This window comes from Streptomyces sp. SID5643 (assembly GCF_009872555.1).
In the GTDB taxonomy this organism is placed as follows: Bacteria; Actinomycetota; Actinomycetes; order Streptomycetales; family Streptomycetaceae; genus Streptomyces; species Streptomyces iakyrus.
Genome location: NZ_WWIC01000203.1, coordinates 23,664 through 44,795, shown reverse-complemented (window position 1 = coordinate 44,795; position 21,132 = coordinate 23,664). Strand labels below are relative to the sequence as shown.

The following is a 21,132-nucleotide window of genomic DNA, read 5'->3' as shown; positions in this document are numbered from 1 at the left end:
CGTCAGATTCAGGCCGTGGCCGGTCGTGCGTGCGGTCTGTATGCGAAGACGCGCGGCGGACATACTGCACGGTACATGCGAGACGGTTGAGGCGAAGGGGTGTGTGCGGTGACCGACAGACCTGCGAGCGAACTGACCCGACGTCAACTGGGCAGGGCGGGGCTCGCCCTGGGCGGCGCGCTCGCCCTTTCCCCGTTGCCCGCCGGGCCCGCCTCGGCCGCTCCGGCGGGGACCGGCCACCGCCCCACCCTGCGGCACGGCTCCGCCGCCCGCGCCGGGCTGCTCTCCTCCCACCTGCGCCGGCTCGTCACCGACGCGGAGGCGTTCCTCGGGCCCTCGCCCAAGCACCCCTGGTACGCGGGCGCCGTCCTGCTCGCCGGACGCGGTGGCACGGTCGCGCTGCACCGGCCCATCGGCATGGCGGTGCGCTACCGGGCCTACGACGAGAAGACCGACACCGGCGTCGAGTTCCCGCCCGGCGAGCAGATCCCGATGGCCGAGGACACCGTCTTCGACCTGGCGTCGGTGTCGAAGCTGTTCACCTCGATCCTCGCCGTGCAGCAGATGGAGCGGGGCGCAGTGGGGCTGGAGGCGAAGGTCGCCTCGTACCTGCCGGACTTCGCGCGTGCGGGCAAACAGGACATCACGATCCGTCAGCTCCTCACCCACACCTCCGGTTTCCGCGCCTGGATCCCGCTGTACAGCACTCCGACGTACGAGGAGAAGCTCCAGCGCATCTGGGACGAGGCGCCGGTCAGCGCGCCGGGCACGGCGTACCTGTACTCGGACCTGAACCTCATCTCGCTCCAGCTGGTGCTGGAACGGGTCACGGGCCGCACCCTGGACGTCCTGCTCCGGGACGAGATCACCGGGCCGCTCGGCCTGCGCCGCACCCGCTACAACCCGCCCGCGTCCTGGCGGCCGAAGATCGCGGCCACGGAGGACGCGCGGGCACCGTGGTCCGGCCTGAACCGGGGCCTGGTGTGGGGCGAGGTGCACGACGAGAACGCCTTCGGCCTGGGCGGCGTCGCGGGCCACGCGGGCGTGTTCTCCGACGCGTGGGACCTGGCGGTGCTCGGCCGTACGCTGCTCAACGGCGGTGTCTACGGGCGGTCCAGGATCCTGACGCCGGAGTCGGTGGAGCTGATGTTCACCGACTTCAACACGGCCTTCCCCGGGGACGAGCACGGCCTCGGGTTCGAGCTCTACCAGCACTGGTACATGGGCGCGATGGCCACGCCGCGCAGTGCGGGGCACACCGGCTTCACGGGGACCTCGCTGGTGCTCGACCCGACGACCGACTCGTTCCTCGTCGTCCTCGGCAACTCGGTTCATCCGGTGCGCGGCTGGCGTTCCGGTTCGGCGCCCCGGGCCGCCGCGGCGAACAACATGGCGCGAGCCGTGCCGGTCCGGCCGGCGCGGGGACGCACGGCCTGGTTCTCCGGTATGGCGCTCTCCACCGCGGCGACCCTCACGCTCCCGGTGCTCGACACCTCCGCCGGGCGGGCGCGGCTGCGCTGCGCGCTGTGGTGGGACACCGAGCCCAGGGCCGACGTCCTGGTCCTGGAGGCCACGACCGACGGCGGCACGACCTGGCATCCGGTGCCCTTCACGACGTCCCGCCGCGGTCAGCGCCCCGAGCAGCACCCCTCGGGCTCGGTCACGGGCTGGTCCGGCCGGGTCTGGCACCAGCTCACCGCCGGCCTCCCGGCCGCGCGGGAACTCGCCCTGCGCTGGCGGTACGCGACGGACCGGCTGTACGCCGGACGCGGCTGCTACGTGGACGGACTGCGGGTGGAGGCGCCCGGGGACGTCCTGTTCGACGAGGCGCGTCCGACGGACGGGGCGCGCCTCAAGGCCGCGGGGTGGACGCGGGAGGGCGACTGAGCGGTCACCCTCCGGTGTTCTCCAGCACGGCCATGGCCGCGTTGTGCCCCGGCACCCCGCTGACCCCGCCCCCGCGCACCGCTCCCGCCCCGCACAGCAGCACGTTGGCGTGCCCGGTCTCCACGCCCCAGCGGCCCGTCCCGTCCTGGGCGTAGGGCCAGCTGAGCTCGCGGTGGAAGATGTTGCCGCCGGGCAGGCCGAGGTCCCGCTCCAGGTCGAGCGGGGTCCGGGCCTCGATGCAGGGGCGTCCGTCCGCGTCGGTGGCCAGGCAGTCGGCGAGGGGTTCGGCCAGGTGGGCGTCGAGCTGGGCGAGGGTGGACTTCAGCAGGTCCTCGCGTACGGCGTCGTTGTCCCGCTCGAACAGGCGGGCCGGGGTGTGCAGACCGAAGAGGGTGAGCGTCTGGTAGCCCTGCTCGGCGAGACCGGACCCGAGGATGGTCGGGTCGGTGAGCGAGTGGCAGTAGATCTCGGAGGGCGGCGCGGCGGGCAGCTCCCCGGCGGCGGCCTGGGCGTGGGCGGCGGCCAGCTGCTCGTAGCCCTCGGCGATGTGGAAGGTGCCGGCGAAGGCCTCCCGCGGGTCGACGGAGCTGTCGCGCAGCCGCGGCAGCCGCTTGAGCAGCATGTTGACCTTGAGCTGGGCGCCTTCGGCGGGCTCCGGAGGTGTGTCACCCGTCAGGCCGGCCAGGGCCTGCGGTGAGGCGTTCACCAGGACGTGGCGGGCGGCGACGGTGCCTTCGCCGTCGGCCGTGCGAAACGTGACCTCGGCGGTTCGGCCGTCCGTGGTGATGCGCAGCACCTCGTGACCGGTGGCGAGGACCGCGCCCGCGGCGCGTGCCGTGCCGGCGAGGGCGTCGGTGAGGGCTCCCATGCCGCCGACCGGCACGTCCCAGTCGCCGGTGCCGCCGCCGATCACGTGGTAGAGGAAGCAGCGGTTCTGCTTCAGGGAGGGGTCGTGGGCGTCGGCGAAGGTGCCGATGAGGGCGTCGGTGAGGACGACGCCACGCACCAGGTCGTCTTCGAAGCGCTCCTCGACGGCGCTGCCGATCGGCTCCTCGAAGAGCGTCCGCCAGGCTTCCTCGTCGTCGAGACGGTCACGCAGTTCGTCGCGGGTGGGCAGCGGCTCGGTGAGGGTCGGGAAGATCCGCCGGGCGGCGCGTCCGGTCATGCCGTAGAACGTCTGCCAGGCCCGGTACTCGTGGTCGGAGCCGGTGAGCCGGGTGAATGCCTCACGGGTGCGCCGCTCGCCGCCCCCGACGAGGAGACCGGTGGGGCGCCCGTCGCGCTCGGCGGGTGTGTAGGAGGAGACGGTCCGGGTGCGGACCCGGAAGTCCAGGCCGAGGTCCCGGACGATCTTCTTCGGCAGCAGGCTGACCAGGTACGAGTAGCGGGACAGCCGGGCGTCGACCCCGGCGAAGGGCCGGGTGGACACCGCCGCGCCGCCGGTGTGGTCCAGCCGCTCCAGCACGAGCACGGAGCGGCCGGCCCGGGCCAGATAGGCGGCGGCCACCAGGCCGTTGTGGCCGCCACCGACGATGACGGCGTCGTACGTCCGGCCTGCGCGGGGTCCCTCGGGTGCGGTCATGGTTCTTGGTAACACGGGCTGATCCGGGTCGGCCAGACGGCGCCTGCCCGCCCGCTAGGGGGGTCCGCAAAGTCCCGCCTGCCTCGCGACTGCCCGCACGCTCCCCCAAGCTCTCGGCTTCGCCCGAGCAGGGGGTACCCCCGCTCGCCGCACCGGGCGAACACCCCCGTACGACCAGTACACGGGTGCCCGCCCGGCACGCCGAGAGCACGCACCGAACGCCGCGGCGCCCGCCCTCCGGGCGAACGACGCGACCTTGCGGGCACCCCCAGGGGTCAGCGCGCGGCCGCGGCCCGCTGCTCCCGCAGGGCCGCCACTCTTCGGTACAGGGCCACGGCTTCGGCGCTGCGGCCGAGCTGCTCCAGGCAGTGGGCCTCGTCGTTGCGGCTGGCGAGGGTGTCGGGGTGGTCCGTGCCGAGGACACGTTCGCGGGCAGTGGCCACGCGCCGGTATGCGGTGAGCGCGTCGGCCCAGCGGCCCAGCCAGCCGAGGCCGACGGCGACCTCGCGCAGGCTGACCAGGGTGTCCGGGTGATCGGGGCCGAGGACCTGTTCGCGCAGGGCGGCGACCTCCCGGGACTCGGTGAGGGCCTCCTCCCAGCGGCCGAGCCGTCCGAGGTTGACGCAGCGGCCGTGGCGGGCGCGCAGGGTCTCGGGGTGGGTGGGGCCCTGGCTGCGGCCGCGGTCCTCGGCCAGGCCGCGGTAGAGGTCCAGGGCCTCCGCGCTGCGGCCGAGGCGGCCCAGGCTGATGCCGATCTCGTGCCGGGCGGCGAGGGTGTCGGGGTGGTCGGGGCCGAGGGCACGGCCGCGGGCCTCGGCGACCTCGCGGTAGGTATCCAGGGCCTCGGGCCAGCGGCCCAGCTGGCCGAGGGCGTAGGCGACTTCGTAGCGGGTGACGAGCGTGTCGGGGTGGTCCGGGCCGAGGACCCGGGCGCGGGCGGCGGCCACCTCGCGGGCCATGCGGTACGAGTCCTCCAGGCGGCCGAGGCGGCTGAGGTTGAAGGCGAGGTTGTGGCGGCAGCGCAGGGTGTCGGGGTGGTCGGGGCCCATGGTGTGCTCGCGGGCGGTGAGCACCGAGGTGTAGACGCGGTGGGCGTCGAAGGGACGGCCCAGCTGGCCGAGTACGTATGCCATCTCCTGACGGGCGGCCAGGGTGTCGGGGTGGTCGGCGCCGAGGGTACGGATCCTCGCCTCGGCGACGTGCTTGTACTCGCGCAGGGCGTCTGCGGCGCGGCCGGTGCGGCTGAGGGTGAAGGCGACCTCGTAGCGGCTGGAGAGGGTGTCGGGGTGGTCGGGCCCGAGGAGGTGCTCGCGTTCGGCGGCGACCGCCCGGTGCACCTCGCCCGCCTCCGCCCAGCGGCCGAGCCGTCCGAGGCTCAGGCCCGCGTTGTGCCGGCCGGCCAGGGCGGTCAGGGACGCCGTGGGCGGCGCGGGCCGCTGCGCCGGGGCGGGCTCCTCGATGACGGGGCCGGTGGCGGGCCGTGCGATCCACTCGCCGGACAGTCCTGCCGAGGGGTCCGCAGGCGTGGTGCGCAGCCCGGTGCCGGTCGCCCTGTGGCCGGTGGTCATGCCGCGGGTCCAGGACGGCAGCCGGGCGGCGCCCGCCGGACCGCCGGGGGCCGGGCGGGCCGCCGCGACGGCGGGCACGTACGCCGGAGCGGCCCGGTGGGCGCTGATCCGGCGGGCCAGCTCGCGGGCGTCGTCGGGGCGTTGCCCGGGTTCCTTGGCGAGCAGGTCGAGGACGACCCGCTCCAGGTACTCGGGCAGGTCGGCGCGGTGCTCGCGCGGCGGGCGGGGCGGGGTGTCGCGGTGGCCGACGAGGACGGCCCAGGCGTCGTCGAGGTCGAACGGCGGTACGCCGGTGGCGATCTCGTACAGGACGCACCCGAAGGAGTAGAGGTCGCTGCGGTGGTCGACCCCGTCGCCGCCGATCTGCTCCGGGGACATGTAGTGCGGGGTGCCCATGGCGATGCCGGTGCCGGTCAGCCGGGAGGTGAAGCCGATGTCGTGGCCGAGGCGGGCGATGCCGAAGTCGCAGATCTTCACCGTGCCGTCGGAAAGCCGCACGATGTTGGCGGGCTTCAGGTCCCGGTGGACGATGCCCTGTTCGTGGCAGTAGGCGAGGGCGGCGGCGACCTGCTCGGCGATCTCCATGACGTCCGCGACCGGCAGCGGGTGCTGCTTGTTGTCCTCCAGGAGCTGACTGAGGTTGCGGCCGTCGAGCAGTTCCATGACGAGGTAGAGGACGCCGTCGGCTTCGCCGAAGTCGTGCACGACGGTGATGCCGCGGTGCTGGAGCGCGGCGGCCACCCGGGCCTCGCGGCGGAACCGCTCCCGCAGCACGCGGGTGAAGGCGTGGTCGTGGTTCGGGCCCAGCGGTTTGAGGCACTTGACGGCGACGTGCCGGCCCAGGGACTCGTCCCGGGCCCGCCACACCTCGCCCATGCCGCCGCGCCCGATCAGATCGAGCAGCCGGTACCGGCCCTGGATGAGCCTGCTGTCCCCCATGTCGCGCGACGCTCCCCCCGGTAGCTGTTCGCCCGCCCCCTGGCCCACCCAGTATGGCGGGCTATCGTCCGAGTTTGTACGGTGCCGGGCGGGCACCGGGGCCGAGCCTCGCCATGGCCCGCAGGATGTGTTTGGGCGGGAGTTGCCACCGCACACGTGCGGGAACGCGGCGCAGCAGGAGGCCTGCGAGGCGCAGTTGGCGGGTGACGGTGGCGGGTGCGGGGGCCGGTCTGCCGTACAACTCGTGGGCGTACGGCGGCAGGGAGGCGTACGCCAGATATGCCACGCGCCGCCACAGCACCTCGCGCGCCGGTACGAGGAGCGGGTGCGTCGGGGGGCGGAGCAGGAAGTCGTCCACCTCGCGTGCCTCGGGTCCGGCGGCGAGGTCCGGGCGGACCGTGTCGAAGTAGGCGGCCATCTCCGCCCGGTCGCCCGGTACGGCGCCGGGGTCGAGGCCCACGAGGCGGGCGCTTTCGCGGTGTTCGGCGACATAGCGGTCGGCCTCGGCGTCGGTCAGCCGGAAGCCGGACCGGCGGGCAACATGGAGGTACGAGTCGATCTCGGCGCAGTGCACCCACATGAGCAGGGCGGGTTCGTCGACGCCGTAGCGCTCGCCCGTGTCCGGATCCGTCGCGGTCAGCATGCGGTGGATCCTGCGGACCCGGGCACCGGCGCGCTCGGCGGCGTCAGTGGTGCCGTAGGTCGTCGTTCCGACGAAGCTCGCGGTGCGCATCAGCCGGCCCCACGCGTCCCGGCGGAAGTCTGAGTTCTGCATGACCCCGCGGACCGCGCGCGGATGCAGGGCCTGGAGATACAGCGCCCGGACGCCCGCGATCCACATCACGGGGTCGCTGTGTACCTGCCAGGTCACCGATGCCGGACCGAACAGCCCCGGGTCCGCGCCGGTCATGCGCCTCACCTCCGCCCCGGCGGACACGATGACACAGGTCGAACAGCGGGTCGAGAGGCGCTCCTTCGAAACCGCGACCGTCCAGTCGTTGAGAATTCACCTACCCGGTTGATGGTTTGGTAAGGCTCCCCTTATATGCTGACGCCGCCGATCTCCCGCACGACAGGATCCGACATGCGCACCACCCCCCGCGGCCTCATGGCGGCGCTCGCTCTCACCCCTCTGCTGGCCGGCTGCTTCGCACCCGGCGACAGCGACGCGAACGGCGGGACGGGATCGGGCGGGCGGCTGCGGGTCGCGCTGGCCGTGCCGCCGGTACAGGCGCTGTCCCCGTACAGCAACGACGCCACCGTGCTGAGCAAACTGTCCGTCGCCGAGGGCCTCACCGCCCTCGACAGGAACGGCACGGCCAAGCCCGCTCTGGCGAAGTCCTGGAAGCAGAACGGCGCCACCACCTGGACCTTCGAGCTGCGCAAGGCCGAGTTCCAGGACGGCACCGAGCTGACTGCCCAGGCCGTCGTCAACGCGCTCGGCCACGCCGCCGCGGCCACGCCGAAGCCGCGCGTCCTGAGCGACGTGTCACTGACGGCCAAGGCCGACGACGCCGACACCGTCACCCTCACCACCAAGTCACCCGACCCGGTGCTGCCGCTGCGGCTGGCCAGCCCCGCGCTGTCGATCCTGTCGGCGAAGGCGTACGGGAAGGACGGCGCGGTGAGCCCCGTGGGCACCGGCACCGGTCCGTTCGAGATCACCCGGCTGAGCGGCAAGACCAAGGCCGCCCTCGACCGCTTCGACGGCTACTGGGGCGGCAAGGCGAAGGCGCCCGGCATCGACGTCAGCTGGATCGCGGACGGGACGGCCCGCGCCAACGCCCTGCGCGGCGGCGAGACCGACATCGCGGAATGGATCCCGACCGCCCAGGCGAAACTGCTCGACAAGAAGACCCGGCACGAAGTCCCCTCGGTACGCACCGACAGCCTGATCCTCAACACCGGCAGCGGTCTGCTCACCGACGCCGGCCTGCGCGCCGCCGCCCGGAAGGCCGTCGACGGCTCCGCGCTGGTCGACTCCGTCTTCGGCGGCTACGCCGACCCCGCGCAGGGCCTGTTCGGGCCCGCCGTTCCCTGGGCGGCCGGCAAGCGCGTCCAGGTGACGGGCCGTACCGGGGCCGCGTCCGCCGCCGAGGTGAAGACCGCCTCCAAGGGCGGGACCCTGCGGCTGGCCACCTACACCAACCGGGCCGAGCTGCCCGAGGCGGCGACCGTGCTCCAGCAGCAGCTGGAGAAGGCCGGATTCACCGTGAAGCAGGACGTGCGCGAGTACACGCAGATGGAGGGCGACCTCCTCGCCGGGAAGTACGACGCCCTCGTCTTCTCGCGGGTGACGCTCCTCGACACCGGTGACGCGGTCGACTACCTCGCCAGCGACTTCACCAGCGACGGCGTCTACAACATCGCCGGTCTGAAGAACGCCGCGGTGGACAAGGCCATCCGGGCCGCCGCAGCCGAGCGGGACACGGCCCGGCGCCAGGAGAAGGTCATGCAGGCGGAGGCGGAGATCCTGCGCACCGACGCGGTGGTGCCGCTGGTCCACGAAAAGGCCGTGCAGGGCATCGCCGCCGACGTCGAAGGCGTGATCCTCGACCCGCGCGAGCGGTCCCTGATCGACGTCGACACGCGCCTGAAGTAATCCGCATGAGCCTCGCGCACGCTCCCGCCGCCGCCCGCCCGTCCCTGTGGCCGGCGGCGGCCGGCCGTGTGCTCGCCGGCACCGCCCTGCTCGGCGCGGTGGCCCTGCTCCCCTGGCTGTCCGGAGCCGACCCAGCCCGGACGGTACTGCGGGCCCGCTCAGCCGACCAGAACCCCACACCTGCGGAACTCGCCGCCGTGCGCGACCAGCTGGGGCTGGACGAAGGCCCCCTGGCCCACCTCGCGCACTGGCTGGGCGGCCTCCCGCGCGGGGACGCGGGCGTCTCATGGGTCTCCGGCGCGCCGGTCATGCCGCAGGTGGGCACGGCCCTGTCGGTCTCCCTGACGCTGATGCTGGGCGCGTTCGCGGTCACGGCGCTGGTCGCCGGACTGGTGTGCGCCCGTACGGTCTTCCTCGGTGCCCGGCGCCGGCTGCGGCAGGACCGGGCGGGCACCACCGCCGCCGTGCTCGCGTCGCTGCCGAAGTTCCTGCTCGCCTCGGTGCTGGCCACCGTGTTCGGGGTGTGGTGGGGGTGGTTCCCGTCCAGCGGGTGGGAGGGGCCGCAGTCGATGCTGCTGCCCTCGCTCGCCCTCGGCATCCCGTCGGGCGCGATGCTCGGCGGCATGCTCGACCAGGCGCTGCCCGCAGCCTTCCACGAACCCTGGGCGCGCACGGCGTACGCCGTCGGCCTCCCGCCCGGCCGCATCGCCCGCAACGCGCTGCGCCGCACCCTGCCGGGCATCCTGCCGCAGCTGCTGCCGACCGTCGTGGCGCTGGTCGGCGGTGCGGTCGCCGTGGAGAAGATCTTCAACATCCCGGGGCTGGGCCGGCTCGCGCTCGACTCCGCCGTCGCACAGGACCTCCCGATGCTGCAGACCGCGACGCTGGCTCTGGTCCTGCTCGGCGTGTGCGCGGGCATCGTGATCCGCGCCCTGCGTCACTCCCTCCTCGGGCGGCCTCTGCGCGACGGCGCCCTGCCCGCCCTGCACCGCCCCCCGCTCACGGTGCCGTCCTGCCTGCGCTGGATCACCGGCGCCTGCGCCCTCGTCCTGCTCGCGCTGGTCACGGCGGGCCTGTTGCGCGACCCGCTCCAGGTCGACACGACGGCCCGGCTGCTGTCGCCGTCCCTCGACCACCCTCTGGGCACGGACGCCCTGGGCCGCGACCTGCTGGCCCGGCTGGGCCACGGCGCGCTGCGCACCGCGGGGGTCGCCCTGGCCGTCACGGCGGTCAGTGCCGTCGCCGGACTGCTGCTGGGCATGGCACCCCGGGCGAGCGCCGGTCCGACGGAGGTCGTGTCGACTCTGCCCGCCGTGCTCGCGGGCCTGCTGATCGCGGGCGTGACCGGGCCCTCGGTGTGGGGCGCCGCGAGCGCGGTCTGCGCGGTGGGCTGGACTCCGTACGCCGCCCAGACCGCCGCGCTGCTGGAGCAGGAGCGCGCGAGCGGGCACATCGCCGCGTCCGTCGCGCTCGGCGCGGGGCGGCTGCACCTCCTGCGCCGCCACCTGTTGCCCTCAGTGGTACCGGCCCTGCTGCGCAACGCCCTGCTCCGGCTGCCCACGACCGTGCTGGTCCTGGCCTCGCTCGGCTTCCTGGGCCTGGGCGAGCAGCCGCCCACCCCCGAGTGGGGCCGCCTCCTCTCGGAGAACCAGCCGTACGCCGAACTGGCCCCCTGGACCGTGCTGGGCCCGGCCGCGGCGCTCGTGGTGCTGTCGGTACTGGCGGTGACGGGCAGCGTACGGGGGCGGGCGAAAGGCGCGTAGAGGCGCCGGCTTCCGGCTGTCGGGCGCGGGGCGTCTCTCCTCAGCACTCTCACCGTGGCATCTGCCGCGGCCGGGCGGGAGGGGCGTTCGGGCCCCCGGCCGGGGCCGTTCGGCCCGTGGTGCGACGCCCGGGCCGGGCACAGGCTGAGGTGAGCAGTCCGAGGTCCTGAAGGGAGCCAAGCCATGACCTCCACGCCCAACCTGGCCTCAAGTCTCAGCGCCGGGCATCGCGAGCGGCTGATGCGGGTGGCCCGCGAGGTGTCCTTCGACACGGGCACACGCCTGTTCGAGGAAGGGCGGCACGCCGACCGGTTCTGGATCGTGCGGACCGGGACGGTCGTGCTCGACCTCCATGTCCCAGGGCGGCGGGCCGCTGTCATCGAGTCCCTGGGGCACGGCGAGCTGGTCGGCTGGTCGTGGCACTTCCCGCCGTACCTGTGGCAGCTGGGCGCGGAGGCCGTGAGCCCGGTGCGCGCCCACGAGTTCGGCGCGGAAGCCGTACGGGCGTTGTGTGCTCGGGACGCCGAGTTCGGCCGCGCGATCGCGGACTGGGTCGGCCGGGTGGTCGCCCACCGGCTGCACGCGTCGCGGGTCCGGCTGCTCGACCTGTACGCCCCCTACGGCAGCGGCAGCACGCTGTGAGCGGCCGGGGGTGAACGCGTTCAGACCACCGTGATCCGGCGCCCGGTGACGGAAACGGGCTCGATACGCAGCCACAGGTCGCGGCGGCCTCCCGCCCAAGGGGTGCTGTACGCCTGCGCTTCGAGGCGGGCGACCTCGTCCGGATCCGTCACCGTCGTGGCGGGTCCGCGCACCAGGACGCTCCAGCCCGCGCTGAACGCCTCGTCGATGCGGTCGGCCTCGAAAGCGACCTGGTGGCCGTCCGCCTGTGCCGGGGCCGTGCCGGGTGCGGTGCGGAAGACGATCCCGCCCTCGATGACGCTGTAGTTGACCGGGATGACGACCGGCCCGGCGTCCGCGGGCACGGCGAGGCGTCCCACCCCGTGCGTGGAGAGCAGGGAGCGGCACTCCGCCTCGGTCAGCTCCGTGAATTGGGGCGTGCGCGAGGCCCGGCCGAGGCCCGGCGGCAGTTCGGTGTCGCCGCCGGTCAGGTGCCACACCGTGGTCTTCAGTGCTCCCGCAAGCCGCAGGAGGGTGCCCGCGCCCGGGTCGGCCGGCGGTCGCTCCTCCAGGTACCGGAGGTACGCCGGCGACATGCCCGCCCGTGCCGCCGTCTCCTGCCGGCTCAGGCCGAGTTCAGTACGCCGCTGGGTGATCCGTCGGCCGAGGTCGCCCATCGGGCGGCCCTCCACGGCGTGTGACGCAGGCCGTTCGGTCATGACACGTCACCTCTCTCGTTCGTCAGGCCGCCCGGTAGGGGACGACTTCCTCGTGCGGCTCCTCGCCCAGTACGACTTTGAGCGCACCGGTGTCGGCGGCCCGGGAGAAGACGTCGTAGGCCTCCTCCATGTGGTTCAGCGGGAAGGTGTGCGTGACCAGCTGTCCGGTGGGCAGGCGGCCCGCGGCCGCCATCCGCAGCAGGGTGGGGGTGGAGTACGTGTCCACCAGCCCCGTGGTGATGGTGACGTTCTTGATCCACAGGTCTTCCAGATGGAGGGTCGCGGGCTTGCCGTGCACGCCGACGTTGGCGACGTGGCCGCCGGGCCGCACGACGCGCGTGCAGAGTTCGAAGGCCTCCGGGACGCCGACCGCTTCGACGGCGACATCCGCGCCCAGCCCGCCGGTGAGGTCCGCGATCAGCTGTTCGGGAGCCTCGCGGGCGTCCGCGACGGCGTCCGCACCGAGGCGTTTGGCCGCGTCCAGCCTGGTGGAAGCCAGGTCCACCGCGATGACGCGCTCCGGCGAGAACAGCCGGGCCGTCGCGACGGCCGCGAGCCCGACGGGTCCGGCGCCGACGACGGCGACGGTGTCTCCGGGCCGCACCTGCCCATTGAGCACGCCGACCTCGTAGGAGGTGGGGAAGATGTCGGCCAGCAGCACGGCGTCCTTGCCGTCCAGGGTGCTGGGCAGGGGGTGCACCGAGAGGTCCGCGTACGGCACCCGGACGTACTCGGCCTGGGTGCCGTCGGTCAGATGGCCCAGGATCCAGCCTCCACCGCCCCGGCACTGCCCGTACGTGCCCTCACGGCAGTACCGGCAGCGGCCGCAGGCGGTGATGCAGGAGACCAGCACGCGGTCGCCCGGCCGCACGGTGCGCACGTCGCCGCCGACGTCGACGATCTCGCCGACCGCCTCGTGCCCGAGGACCGTGCCCGGGCGCACCTCGGGGACGTCGCCTTTGAGGATGTGCAGGTCCGTTCCGCAGAGGGTGACGGCGTCGACGCGCACGATGGCATCGGTCGGTTCCCGGACGCCCGGGTCCGGGACGTCCTCCCATGCGGATCGTCCGGGACCGTGGAAGACATAGGCCTTCATCGGGGTTACCTCCTCCTCGTCGCCGCGGGCGGTGCGCCCGTTGTGCACCGCAGTTCCAGCTTGGCGCGGATCGGCCGGACGCGCTTGGGCCAGTCGGCCCCGGCCCCGGCCCCGACCCGCAGGGCCTTCCCCCGGGGACCCGACGCGTCTTTCGGGAGATGGCAGAGACGCTCTGATCGCTTCACACGAGGGCCGGCTCGTGGGCGATCCGCACCGCCCATGCCCTGATCCGCTCGAAGTCGCGGAAGTCCCCGCCCTTTCCGTTGCGCAGGATCATCCGCGCGACCCAGCCCTTCGCTCCCTCGCGGAGGCAGCCGCCGAAGGTGACGTGCTCCCTGACGTCGAGCCGGGACATGGCCCGCATCACCCCGGGTACGGGCGGGATGTCCCGCTCCGAGGCCGAGGCGTCGAGCGGGCCGCTGCTGAAGAACCACAGCGGGCGCCGGGCCAGGTCCTGCCGATGGCGGCGGACGAAGCGCCGGGCGACTTTGTGCCAGTGGCCCGCGTACAGGCCGCCGCCGACCACGACGGCGTCGTACGCAGCCACGCTCGGCACGGCGGCGGCCGGGAGCGCTTCGGCCGCCAGCCCCTCCTCGCGCAGGACCTCGGCGATGGTCCCGGCGATCTCCGCGGTCGATCCGTTCGTCGTCCCGTACGCGACGAGTACGTTCGTCGGCATGGCGGTCCGCCTCCTCTCACAGGTCGCGCAGCCGGTCGTCGGCCACGCTGTGCAGCAGTTGTTCGTCCGACCGCAGCCGGGTGTCGTCCAGCCGCCAGGTGAGCTCGTCGACGACCGCGACGACGCCGTCGGTCCGCCGGGCCATGGCGACGGCGATCTCCGTCTCGCTTCTGCGTTCCAGCCGTCCGGTGAGCGTGACCACGCCCTCGGTGACGGAGACGTCGATGCTCTTCGGCGTCAGCCACAGCACCCGCACCAGCACGTCGTCGACCACCTCGGCGCGAATGTCCGCGTCGGGCCGCAGGAAGACCCGGAGCAGGTCGTGCCGGGTGACGATGCCGATCAGCCGGTCCTCCTCGTCGAGCAGCGGCAGACTCTTCACACCGCGCCGGGCCATGGTGCGCGCGGCCTCGACGATGGTGTCCTCGGCGTGCGCGATGACGGGCGGCGCGCTCATGAGCCGGCCGGCGGTCGGGCCGGTCGCCGCGGCGTGCCCGCGGACGGGTGACCGCCGCCGGAAGCCGAGGCGGCGGCGTGAGCGGTGCGGGTCCGAGGCCGCGGCCAGGTGCTCCACGAGGTCGGACGCGGTGACGAAGCCGATGACCCGGTCGTCGTCGTCCACCACGGGCAGTCCGCCGATCCGGTGGTCGGCCAGCAGCCGGGCGACCTCTTCGAACGACGTGTCGTTCAGGGCTCGCACCACGTCCATGGTCATCACGGAGCCGACCTTGTCATGTTGCATGGTCTTCCTCCGAGTTCTCCGACTCTTCGAGCATCCGGCCGACGGGGCGCCGCCGCATGGGCTGTTCGGGGTCACCCGGGGGTCCGATCGGCCCCTGTCCGGAAGTCAGGACCGTTCGGGAACGACCGCCACGGGACAGGCCGCGTGCTGCCGGCACGGCATGCGTGCCCCTGCCGATGCGGAGGCCGAAGGGACCGTGGGGCTGTCTGGCGCCGACCACGAGCAGGGGGGCATCGGCCGAGGCGTCGAGCAGCACGGTCCCGGCCTGTCTCTCGACTCCGCCGGTGGATCCGGGGTGGCCGGTCGGCTCGTGCGCGGGCCGGTACCAGGCCCGTACGGCCTCGACCGGGACGTGAGGCCGGGCCGCCTCCCGGAAGGCGAACCGCACCGCGTCCGAGTCGGCCGGTACGTCGGGAACCCCCGAGGACAACGGGGTGGCCTCTTCACCGCCCGGGCCGGTTGTCGTGGTCGCCGCGCACCATGATCACCGGCCGTCGGCCCGCCCGGCGACGGCGAGGCAGACCGACCTCAGCAGCGGTTCGGCGGCGTCCCGGCTCCCGGTCCCCGGGGAAGACCGCGTGTTCGTAGCGCACCGGTCTCCACCGCTGGCTCCACCATCGAACGGCAGAGGACTTGGCCACAAGGTCGAAGGTCCCGGCATGACTACATGCGCGGCAACGGGTACCGGGGCGATGATCGAAGGAGAAGGAGAGAGCACACCACGGTCACCTGCCGTGAGATCCACAGCCTTCCCGCCTCGGCTCGTTCGGACCGCCCGCCGCCCTCTTCAAGCTTCATACGGACGGAGGCCCCCGCCATGCGACCCGTGATCACCATGGACTCGACGGCTCAGCGGAAGCGCGGAACGACCGGTCGTACTGGTACGCGCCGACCTCGACGACTTCTGGTGAGGTTGTGATGGCCTCGAAGTCGCGCGGGTCCCCCGACGACTTGCTGGAATCCGCCTTCCACAGTGCTGCCGCCCGGCATGTGCCGCTCCGGGCCGTCCTGGGCCGGAGCTTGCCGCCGCCGTACATCGCCCATGAGATGAGGAGGGACGCGCACGAACAACCGGGCCGCCCATGCCGTCCGTGGCGTGAGAAATATCCGGGCGTCAAGGTGACCGAGATCTTCCGGAGACCGTGATGAGCGAACAAGAGCCGCTCGCCCCTGTTGCCGCCTGGCGTGCTGTGGCCGCGTGCTTCCTCTCCTGCTGGGTTCTGCTCGCCCGGCGCTGGGTCCACCTGCCGAGAGAACGGGTGGGCACACGCATCCGCTTCGCGGACGGCACCGCGGCCCGGGTGTACCGGGAGACCCGCCTCGGCAGCGGCCTGGCGAAAGATCCGTGCATGCTGGTGGTCGCTTTCCGTCTGCGCCTGGTCCGCGGGCCCGGGCACGCGCTGTTCCGCGCCGAGAGCCTGCTGAACACCCCGCTGTTCGTCGGCTTCCCCGGCTTCACCTCCAAGTTGTGGCTGGCCCACGACAAGGACGGAAATTACCGCGGCCTGTACGAGTGGGACGGCCCACGGCGCGCCGAGCACTACGCACGTTCCCTGTGGCGGGTGCTGGCACTGGTCAGCGTGCCCGGTTCGATCCGCTACACCGTGCTGCCCGGGCTGCGCCGCGACGACGTCCTGGCGGACCCGGGCTTGATCGAGGGCGCGGCACGGGAGGACGACGCCCCGGACTGGTGGCGCGTCACGGACGAGACACCACCATGACGACGGACCTGCTGGTCGTCGGGGCGGGACCGACCGGCCTGACCCTCGCGCTGGAGGCCCACGACCACGGGGCGCGGGTCCGGATCGTCGAGCGCCGGCCCGAGCCCTTCCGGCCCTCCCGGGCCCTCATCCTGCACCCCCGCACTCTCGAAGTGCTGCGTCCCCTCGGGGTCACGGACCGCGTGCTCGAACGGTCTGACACCGCCCCGACCGCGGTTCTCCGGCTCGGTTCCCGAGCGGTCGAGACCAGGCTGGCCGACTTCGCACTGCCCGGGACGGCGTACCCGCATCTGTCCCTCGTGCGGCAGACGGACGTCGAAGAAGTGCTGACGCGGGCGCTCGCCGACCGCGGTGTGCGCGTCGAGCGCGGCACCGCCCTGGTCAGCGCCCGCGACGCCGATCGCAACGCGTCGGCCGTCCTGCGATCACCGCAGGGCACGGAGGAGTTCCCCTGTCTCTTCGTCGCCGGCTGCGACGGCCCGGCCAGTACCGTCCGGTCCTGTGCAGGCATCGGCTGGCACGACAGGCCCTACGCCGTGGAAGTCGTCCTCGCGGACCTCGATCTGACGAGTGACCTCGGCCACCCGAACTCATCCGGTGCACAGGTGTTCGCCGGGCGGGACGGCCTGGTGTTCCTCTTCCCCCTGGGAGAGCAGGCCGCTTGGCGGCTGCTGGCGACGCGGGCGGCCGATGGCAGGGCCGGACGGGATTTCGGCCAGCCCGGACCCGCCGTCCCGCGCGCAGAGCTCCAGCGGCTTCTGAACGACGCGGGCGTGCGGGCGCGAATCGAGCGCCTGGCATGGTCCGCCCGGGTGCCGCTCCGCTGCGGTCTGGCGCGGCGGTTCCGTGAGGGACGACTCTTCCTGGCGGGGGACGCGGCCCACAATTACTCACCGGCCACAGGCCAGGGCATGAACGCGGGCATCCAGGACGCGGTGAACCTCGGCTGGAAACTCGCCTTCGCGGCAGGCAGAACCGAGGTCGGGTTCCGATCGGGGCACGGCAACGACGTTCTGCTGGACTCCTACGAGCAGGAGCGCAGGGCGGCCGCCCACCGTCGGCTCCTCCTCACGCACGTGGCGTTCTGGGCGGAGGCGTCGACCGGGCGGATCCCCGGCTGGCTGCGCGGGGTAGCCGCCCCGTACATGTCCCCGGCCGTACCCGCTCTGATGGCTCAGCGCCGACTGGTCGCGGAGGCCATCCGTGTCATCTCGCAGCTGCGGGTCAACTACCGGAACAGCCCGTTGGCCGTGCAGGGAACACCTCCCCTGCGAGGCGCCCCTCGGCCGGGCGACCGTCTGCCGGACGCGACCGTCGCCGTCGGAGGGACCCCGCAGCGGCTGCACCGGCTGCTGGCCGGTCCGGGTGTGCACCTGCTGCTCCAGCGCGACGCCGATGCACCGCCGGAGGCGGCGACGGGGTCCCATGTCACCGTCCTGCGGCTGGCGAACAGTCCGGGCCGGGGGGTGGTGGCGGTGCGTCCGGACGGGCACGTCGGTTTCCAGTGCGGTGCCTCGGACCCCACCGGGCTGCTCGGCTGGCTGGCACTGGCCGGCGCGACGGCCTCCTCCCCGGCCCAGGCGTGACCGCAGGTCATCGGCGGCGTGGCCATCACCGACCTCCTGGAATACCCCCTGGGGTATTTCTGTTACGGTGAGAAGCAGATACCCCCCGGGGTACACCGTCCCCAAGAGGAGTCGTAGCCGTGTTCTTCGTCGACACCCTGGAATTCGAGGGCCTGGGCAACCGCAGCTATCTGGCCGGCGGGCCGGATGCCGCCGTCGTGGTGGATCCCCCTCGCGACATCGACCAGGTCATCGCGGCAGCAGCCCGCCGCGGGGTGCGCATCGCCTACGTGGCCGAGACCCACCTGCACAACGACTACATCAGCGGCGGCCTGGAGCTGGCCCGGACGACCGGCGCCCGCTATCTGGTTCCGTCCGAGGCCTCGGTCTCCTTCGAGCGCACGCCCGTCGCCGACGGTGACTCGATCGCGGTGGACGAGGGTCTGCTGCTGCGCGCCATGGTTACGCCCGGTCACACTCCGCACCACACGTCCTATGTCCTGGAGGAGGACGGCAGGCCCGTGGCGGCCTTCACCGGCGGCTCGCTCCTGATCGGCAGCGTCGGACGGCCGGACCTGGTGGAGCCGCGGCTGACCGAGCGGCTGGCCCGCGCCCAGCACGCCTCCGCACATCGACTGGCGGACACCCTGGACGACGACGTGCGGGTGCTGCCCACGCACGGATTCGGCAGCTTCTGCTCCTCGTCACAGGCCGAGGGGGTCACGACGACGATCGGGGTGGAGCGCAAGAACAACGACGCCCTGACCATGGACGCCGACACCTTCGTCGCGGAAATGCTCGCCGGTCTGGACGACGTGCCCGCCTACTACGCGCACATGGGCCCGGCCAACGCCTCCGGCCCCGCGCCCGTCGACCTCACCCCGCCACGAGCCGCGGATGCCGAGGAGATCTCCTCCAGGCTGGCGGCCGGCGAGTGGGTGGTGGACCTGCGCAACCGGGTCGCCTTCGCCGAGGGCCACGTGGCCGGCTCGTTCAACTTCGAGGGCGAGGGCAAACTGGCCACCTACCTGGCGTGGCTGATCCCCTGGGGGAAGCCCGTCACCCTGCTGGCCTCCACGCCGGAGCAGATCACCGCGGCACAGCGGGAACTGGTCCGCGTGGGCATCGACCGTCCGGCCGCTGCCGCCGTCGGGGACGCGCACGCCTGGGTCCGCGAGGGCGAACGACCGGCCTCGTTCCCGCGCGCCCGTTTCGTCGACCTCGCCGAGGTCCGCGGGCGCGGCGAACAAGTGGTGGTACTGGACGTGCGTCGTGACTCCGAACGCGCCGACGGGTACGTCGAAGGCTCGGTCCACATTCCCGTCCACGAGCTGCACGGCCGTCTCAGCGAGGTGCCCGCCGGAAGGGTGTGGGTGCACTGCGCCGGCGGGATGCGCGCGGCGATCGCCGCCTCTCTCCTCGACGCCACCGGCCGCGACGTGGTCGCCGTCGACGACGCCTTCACCGCGGCGGGCGAAGCCGGGCTGACCCTCACCGGGCCCCGCGCCACCAGCTGAACCGCATCGCCCCCTGCAACGGAGACACGCACCATGCCACCCTCGTTTCGCCGCGGCTCAGGCCGCCTCAGCCCTGAACAGGCCCACCGGCTGGTCGCCGGCAGGCAGGCCGTCCTGCTCGACGTACGTGAGACACCGGAGTGGAACGACGGCCATGCGCCCGGGGCACTGCATCTCCCCCTCAGTCGCCTGATGGCCGGAGCACCCCTTCCCGCCGGCGCGCGGGCCGGGCTCGTGGTGGTCATCTGCCGCTCAGGGAACCGTTCCCGTACGGCCGCGGGCATCCTGACCGCCTCCGGCCTGGAGGCCACCGACGTCACCGGGGGCATGACCGCCTGGACCCGGCAGGGCCTGCCGGTCACCGGCGGGAACGACAGCGGTGGTGTCACAGCGTGAGCGAGCTGGTCCTGGCCCTGGTCGCCGGAGGCACGGTGGGCCTGGCGCTCGGCGCGCTCGGGGGCGGCGGCAGCGTCCTGGCGGTGCCCGCGCTGATCTACCTGCTCGGCTTCACCCCGGCGGCAGCCACCACCGCCAGCCTGCTCATCGTCGTCGCCACCTCGCTGACCGCCCTGTACGGCCACGCCCGCGCAGGCAACGTGCGGTGGCGGGCGGGTGCCTTGTTCGCGGCGGCGGGACTGCTGCCCGCCGCAGCGGCAGGGGCCTTTGCGGTTCGGCTGCCGCAGCCGCTGCTGACGGCAGCGTTCGCCGCCGTGGCCGCCGTCGCGGCTGTCGGCATGCTGCGCCCGGCCCAGGATCGTCCGGAAGCGTCTCAGAGCGCGCGACCTGCCCGGGCCACCGGCGCCGGCGCCGGGCTGGGGGCACTGACCGGGCTGCTCGGCGTCGGAGGAGGCTTTCTCGCCGTCCCCGCCCTGGTCACGGTGCTGGCGTTCGAGATGCAGGCCGCGATCGGTACGAGCCTGCTGGTCATCTCCGTGAACTCCCTCGCCTCCCTGGCCACCCGGGGCGCAACAACGGCGGGCGTCGACTGGGCGGTCATCGCGCCGTTCACCGGGGCCGCGATCCTGGGTGCCTGGGACGGCAAGCGCCTGGCCGCAGCGGTCTCCGGCACCCTGCTGCGGCGCACGTTCGCCGTGGTCCTGCTGGCCGTGGCGGCATTCATGCTCGCCGACGCGCTGGTATGACCGGCCGGCCACAGCAGGCCGGAGCCGGCGGGCTCTGCTCAGGCCAGCGACAGAAAGAGCTTTTCCAGCCGGGCCCGCATCTGCTCACGGTCCTCGGAGGCCGCCAGGTCCCCGTCGGTCAGGCACTTTTGCAGGCCGGTGGCGATGACCGCGAAGCCCGCCCTGTCCAGCGCCCGGGACGCCGCCGCGAGCTGGGTGACCACGTCCTCGCAGTCGCGCCCCTCCTCGATCATCCTGATCACACCGGCGATCTGGCCCTGCGCCCGCCGCAACCTGTTGACCACCGTCTTCAGTTCTTCAGCCGCCATCGTCAGTTCCACGACCCACGCTCCTTCGGATACCCCCGCGGGTATCGTACCGAAGGGATGACGCACAGAGAGCAGAGGAAATTCCCGTGACGCACGACGCCTTCACCCCGGACCAGGCCAGCGCCCGCCTTCACGAGCTGACCGTCATCGACGTACGCACCCCCGGCGAATACGCGACCGGCCATCTGCCCGGCGCCCACAACATCCCGCTCGACCACCTCGACGCGGCCTTGCCCACTCTCCGGACGGCCGCCGAGCGCGGTGACCTCCTGGTCGTGTGCGCCTCGGGCGCCCGTTCCGCCGAGGCCTGCCGGCGGCTGGCGGGGGCCGGCGTCCCCGCTGTCACCCTCACCGGAGGCACCAGCGCCTGGACGCAGCTCGGCCACGACGTCCACCGTCCCACCGGCACCCGCACTCCCTGGACGATGGAACGCCAGGTCCGTCTGACCGCCGGCTCCGTCGTCCTGGCGGGCCTGCTCGCCGGACGGCTCAGGCCCGGGGCGCGGTGGCTCTCCGCGGGCGTCGCCTGCGGTCTGGTCTTCTCCGCCGTCACCGACACCTGCGGCATGGCCCGCCTGCTGGCCAGACTCCCGTACAACCGGCCGAAGGCGACGGACCTCGATGCCACTCTCACCGCGCTGAGCGGCGGACGTACCTCGGGCTGAGCGCTCGGGCGGGAAC

18 protein-coding genes are annotated in these 21,132 nt (G+C 73.3%); 10 read left to right on the top strand and 8 right to left on the bottom strand.

Translation table 11 applies throughout. The features are described from left to right. The first annotated feature begins 108 nt into the window (after positions 1 to 108). Positions 109 to 1,887 carry a serine hydrolase gene (locus tag GTY56_RS22880; RefSeq protein WP_161367201.1) on the top strand — a complete coding sequence of 593 codons (1,779 nt, stop codon included), beginning with the start codon at positions 109 to 111 and terminating at the stop codon, positions 1,885 to 1,887. 4 nt (positions 1,888 to 1,891) lie between these two features. Here the strand turns inward: GTY56_RS22880 and GTY56_RS22875 are convergent, their stop codons facing one another. The 3 genes from GTY56_RS22875 to GTY56_RS22865 all read right to left on the bottom strand — a co-directional run bounded on the left by GTY56_RS22875 (position 1,892) and on the right by GTY56_RS22865 (position 6,886). Next, a complete protein-coding gene (locus GTY56_RS22875) occupies positions 1,892 to 3,469 on the bottom strand; it encodes a phytoene desaturase family protein (RefSeq protein WP_161367200.1) in 1,578 nt (525 codons plus the stop codon). Positions 3,470 to 3,744: 275 nt separating this feature from the next. Further along, the gene (locus GTY56_RS22870; protein ID WP_161367199.1) at positions 3,745 to 5,976 is read right to left on the bottom strand and encodes a serine/threonine-protein kinase; all 2,232 of its coding nucleotides are present in this window, start codon (positions 5,974 to 5,976) and stop codon (positions 3,745 to 3,747) included. Between the two features lie 61 nt (positions 5,977 to 6,037). Continuing rightward, positions 6,038 to 6,886 carry an oxygenase MpaB family protein gene (locus tag GTY56_RS22865; RefSeq protein WP_161367198.1) on the bottom strand — a complete coding sequence of 283 codons (849 nt, stop codon included), beginning with the start codon at positions 6,884 to 6,886 and terminating at the stop codon, positions 6,038 to 6,040. Between the two features lie 174 nt (positions 6,887 to 7,060). Here GTY56_RS22865 and GTY56_RS22860 point away from each other — a divergent pair, with 174 nt between their 5' ends. The 3 genes from GTY56_RS22860 (at position 7,061) to GTY56_RS22850 (ending at position 10,983) form a co-directional block, all read left to right on the top strand. Next, a complete protein-coding gene (locus GTY56_RS22860) occupies positions 7,061 to 8,578 on the top strand; it encodes an ABC transporter substrate-binding protein (RefSeq protein WP_161367197.1) in 1,518 nt (505 codons plus the stop codon). Positions 8,579 to 8,583: 5 nt separating this feature from the next. Then, a complete protein-coding gene (locus tag GTY56_RS22855) occupies positions 8,584 to 10,341 on the top strand; it encodes an ABC transporter permease subunit (protein WP_161367196.1) in 1,758 nt (585 codons plus the stop codon). A gap of 183 nt (positions 10,342 to 10,524) precedes the next feature. Beyond that, the gene (locus GTY56_RS22850) at positions 10,525 to 10,983 is read left to right on the top strand and encodes a Crp/Fnr family transcriptional regulator (RefSeq protein WP_161367195.1); all 459 of its coding nucleotides are present in this window, start codon (positions 10,525 to 10,527) and stop codon (positions 10,981 to 10,983) included. A gap of 20 nt (positions 10,984 to 11,003) precedes the next feature. Here GTY56_RS22850 and GTY56_RS22845 read toward each other — a convergent pair whose 3' ends face one another. The 4 genes from GTY56_RS22845 to GTY56_RS22830 form a co-directional block, all read right to left on the bottom strand. Then, the gene (locus GTY56_RS22845) at positions 11,004 to 11,681 is read right to left on the bottom strand and encodes a helix-turn-helix domain-containing protein (RefSeq protein WP_161367194.1); all 678 of its coding nucleotides are present in this window, start codon (positions 11,679 to 11,681) and stop codon (positions 11,004 to 11,006) included. Between the two features lie 22 nt (positions 11,682 to 11,703). Continuing rightward, entirely contained in the window at positions 11,704 to 12,777 is a 1,074-nt protein-coding gene (locus GTY56_RS22840) for a zinc-dependent alcohol dehydrogenase family protein (protein WP_161367193.1), read from the bottom strand. A gap of 181 nt (positions 12,778 to 12,958) precedes the next feature. Then, on the bottom strand, positions 12,959 to 13,456 hold the full coding sequence (locus GTY56_RS22835) for a flavodoxin domain-containing protein (protein WP_161367192.1): 498 nt from the start codon (positions 13,454 to 13,456) through the stop codon (positions 12,959 to 12,961). A gap of 16 nt (positions 13,457 to 13,472) precedes the next feature. Next, the gene (locus GTY56_RS22830) at positions 13,473 to 14,198 is read right to left on the bottom strand and encodes a CBS domain-containing protein (protein ID WP_161367191.1); all 726 of its coding nucleotides are present in this window, start codon (positions 14,196 to 14,198) and stop codon (positions 13,473 to 13,475) included. A 1,145-nt stretch (positions 14,199 to 15,343) separates the two neighbouring features. On the opposite strand from GTY56_RS22830, the gene GTY56_RS22825 reads away from it, so the two are divergent. From GTY56_RS22825 to GTY56_RS22805, 5 genes are all read left to right on the top strand, one after another. Continuing rightward, positions 15,344 to 15,919, top strand: a complete 576-nt coding sequence (locus GTY56_RS22825) for a hypothetical protein (protein WP_161367190.1) — start codon at positions 15,344 to 15,346, stop codon at positions 15,917 to 15,919. Continuing rightward, entirely contained in the window at positions 15,916 to 17,505 is a 1,590-nt protein-coding gene (locus GTY56_RS22820; RefSeq protein ID WP_237524979.1) for an FAD-dependent monooxygenase, read from the top strand. Before GTY56_RS22825 ends, GTY56_RS22820 begins: the two co-directional genes overlap by 4 nt. A gap of 119 nt (positions 17,506 to 17,624) precedes the next feature. After that, positions 17,625 to 19,001, top strand: coding sequence for a rhodanese-like domain-containing protein (locus GTY56_RS22815; RefSeq protein ID WP_161367189.1), 1,377 nt, complete (start codon positions 17,625 to 17,627; stop codon positions 18,999 to 19,001). A gap of 33 nt (positions 19,002 to 19,034) precedes the next feature. Next, positions 19,035 to 19,397, top strand: coding sequence for a rhodanese-like domain-containing protein (locus GTY56_RS22810; RefSeq protein WP_161367188.1), 363 nt, complete (start codon positions 19,035 to 19,037; stop codon positions 19,395 to 19,397). Continuing rightward, a complete protein-coding gene (locus tag GTY56_RS22805; RefSeq protein WP_161367187.1) occupies positions 19,394 to 20,143 on the top strand; it encodes a TSUP family transporter in 750 nt (249 codons plus the stop codon). The genes GTY56_RS22810 and GTY56_RS22805 overlap by 4 nt, the downstream gene beginning before the upstream one ends. 38 nt (positions 20,144 to 20,181) lie before the next feature. Here GTY56_RS22805 and GTY56_RS22800 read toward each other — a convergent pair whose 3' ends face one another. After that, positions 20,182 to 20,463, bottom strand: coding sequence for a metal-sensing transcriptional repressor (locus GTY56_RS22800; protein WP_161367186.1), 282 nt, complete (start codon positions 20,461 to 20,463; stop codon positions 20,182 to 20,184). Between the two features lie 74 nt (positions 20,464 to 20,537). On the opposite strand from GTY56_RS22800, the gene GTY56_RS22795 reads away from it, so the two are divergent. Next, entirely contained in the window at positions 20,538 to 21,116 is a 579-nt protein-coding gene (locus GTY56_RS22795; RefSeq protein ID WP_161367185.1) for a rhodanese-like domain-containing protein, read from the top strand. The last annotated feature ends 16 nt before the right edge of the window (positions 21,117 to 21,132 follow it).

Excerpts from the sequence above, each read along its gene's own strand:
- GTY56_RS22860 (WP_161367197.1), top strand. The coding sequence starts at position 7,061 with ATGCGCACCACCCCCCGCGGCCTCATGGCGGCGCTCGCTCTCACCCCT.
- GTY56_RS22850 (WP_161367195.1), top strand. The coding sequence starts at position 10,525 with ATGACCTCCACGCCCAACCTGGCCTCAAGTCTCAGCGCCGGGCATCGC.
- GTY56_RS22835 (WP_161367192.1), bottom strand. The coding sequence starts at position 13,456 with ATGCCGACGAACGTACTCGTCGCGTACGGGACGACGAACGGATCGACC.
- GTY56_RS22840 (WP_161367193.1), bottom strand. The coding sequence starts at position 12,777 with ATGAAGGCCTATGTCTTCCACGGTCCCGGACGATCCGCATGGGAGGAC.
- GTY56_RS22870 (WP_161367199.1), bottom strand. The coding sequence starts at position 5,976 with ATGGGGGACAGCAGGCTCATCCAGGGCCGGTACCGGCTGCTCGATCTG.
- GTY56_RS22865 (WP_161367198.1), bottom strand. The coding sequence starts at position 6,886 with ATGACCGGCGCGGACCCGGGGCTGTTCGGTCCGGCATCGGTGACCTGG.
- GTY56_RS22875 (WP_161367200.1), bottom strand. The coding sequence starts at position 3,469 with ATGACCGCACCCGAGGGACCCCGCGCAGGCCGGACGTACGACGCCGTC.
- GTY56_RS22845 (WP_161367194.1), bottom strand. The coding sequence starts at position 11,681 with ATGACCGAACGGCCTGCGTCACACGCCGTGGAGGGCCGCCCGATGGGC.
- GTY56_RS22825 (WP_161367190.1), top strand. The coding sequence starts at position 15,344 with ATGAGCGAACAAGAGCCGCTCGCCCCTGTTGCCGCCTGGCGTGCTGTG.
- GTY56_RS22830 (WP_161367191.1), bottom strand. The coding sequence starts at position 14,198 with ATGCAACATGACAAGGTCGGCTCCGTGATGACCATGGACGTGGTGCGA.
- GTY56_RS22855 (WP_161367196.1), top strand. The coding sequence starts at position 8,584 with ATGAGCCTCGCGCACGCTCCCGCCGCCGCCCGCCCGTCCCTGTGGCCG.
- GTY56_RS22820 (WP_237524979.1), top strand. The coding sequence starts at position 15,916 with ATGACGACGGACCTGCTGGTCGTCGGGGCGGGACCGACCGGCCTGACC.
- GTY56_RS22810 (WP_161367188.1), top strand. The coding sequence starts at position 19,035 with ATGCCACCCTCGTTTCGCCGCGGCTCAGGCCGCCTCAGCCCTGAACAG.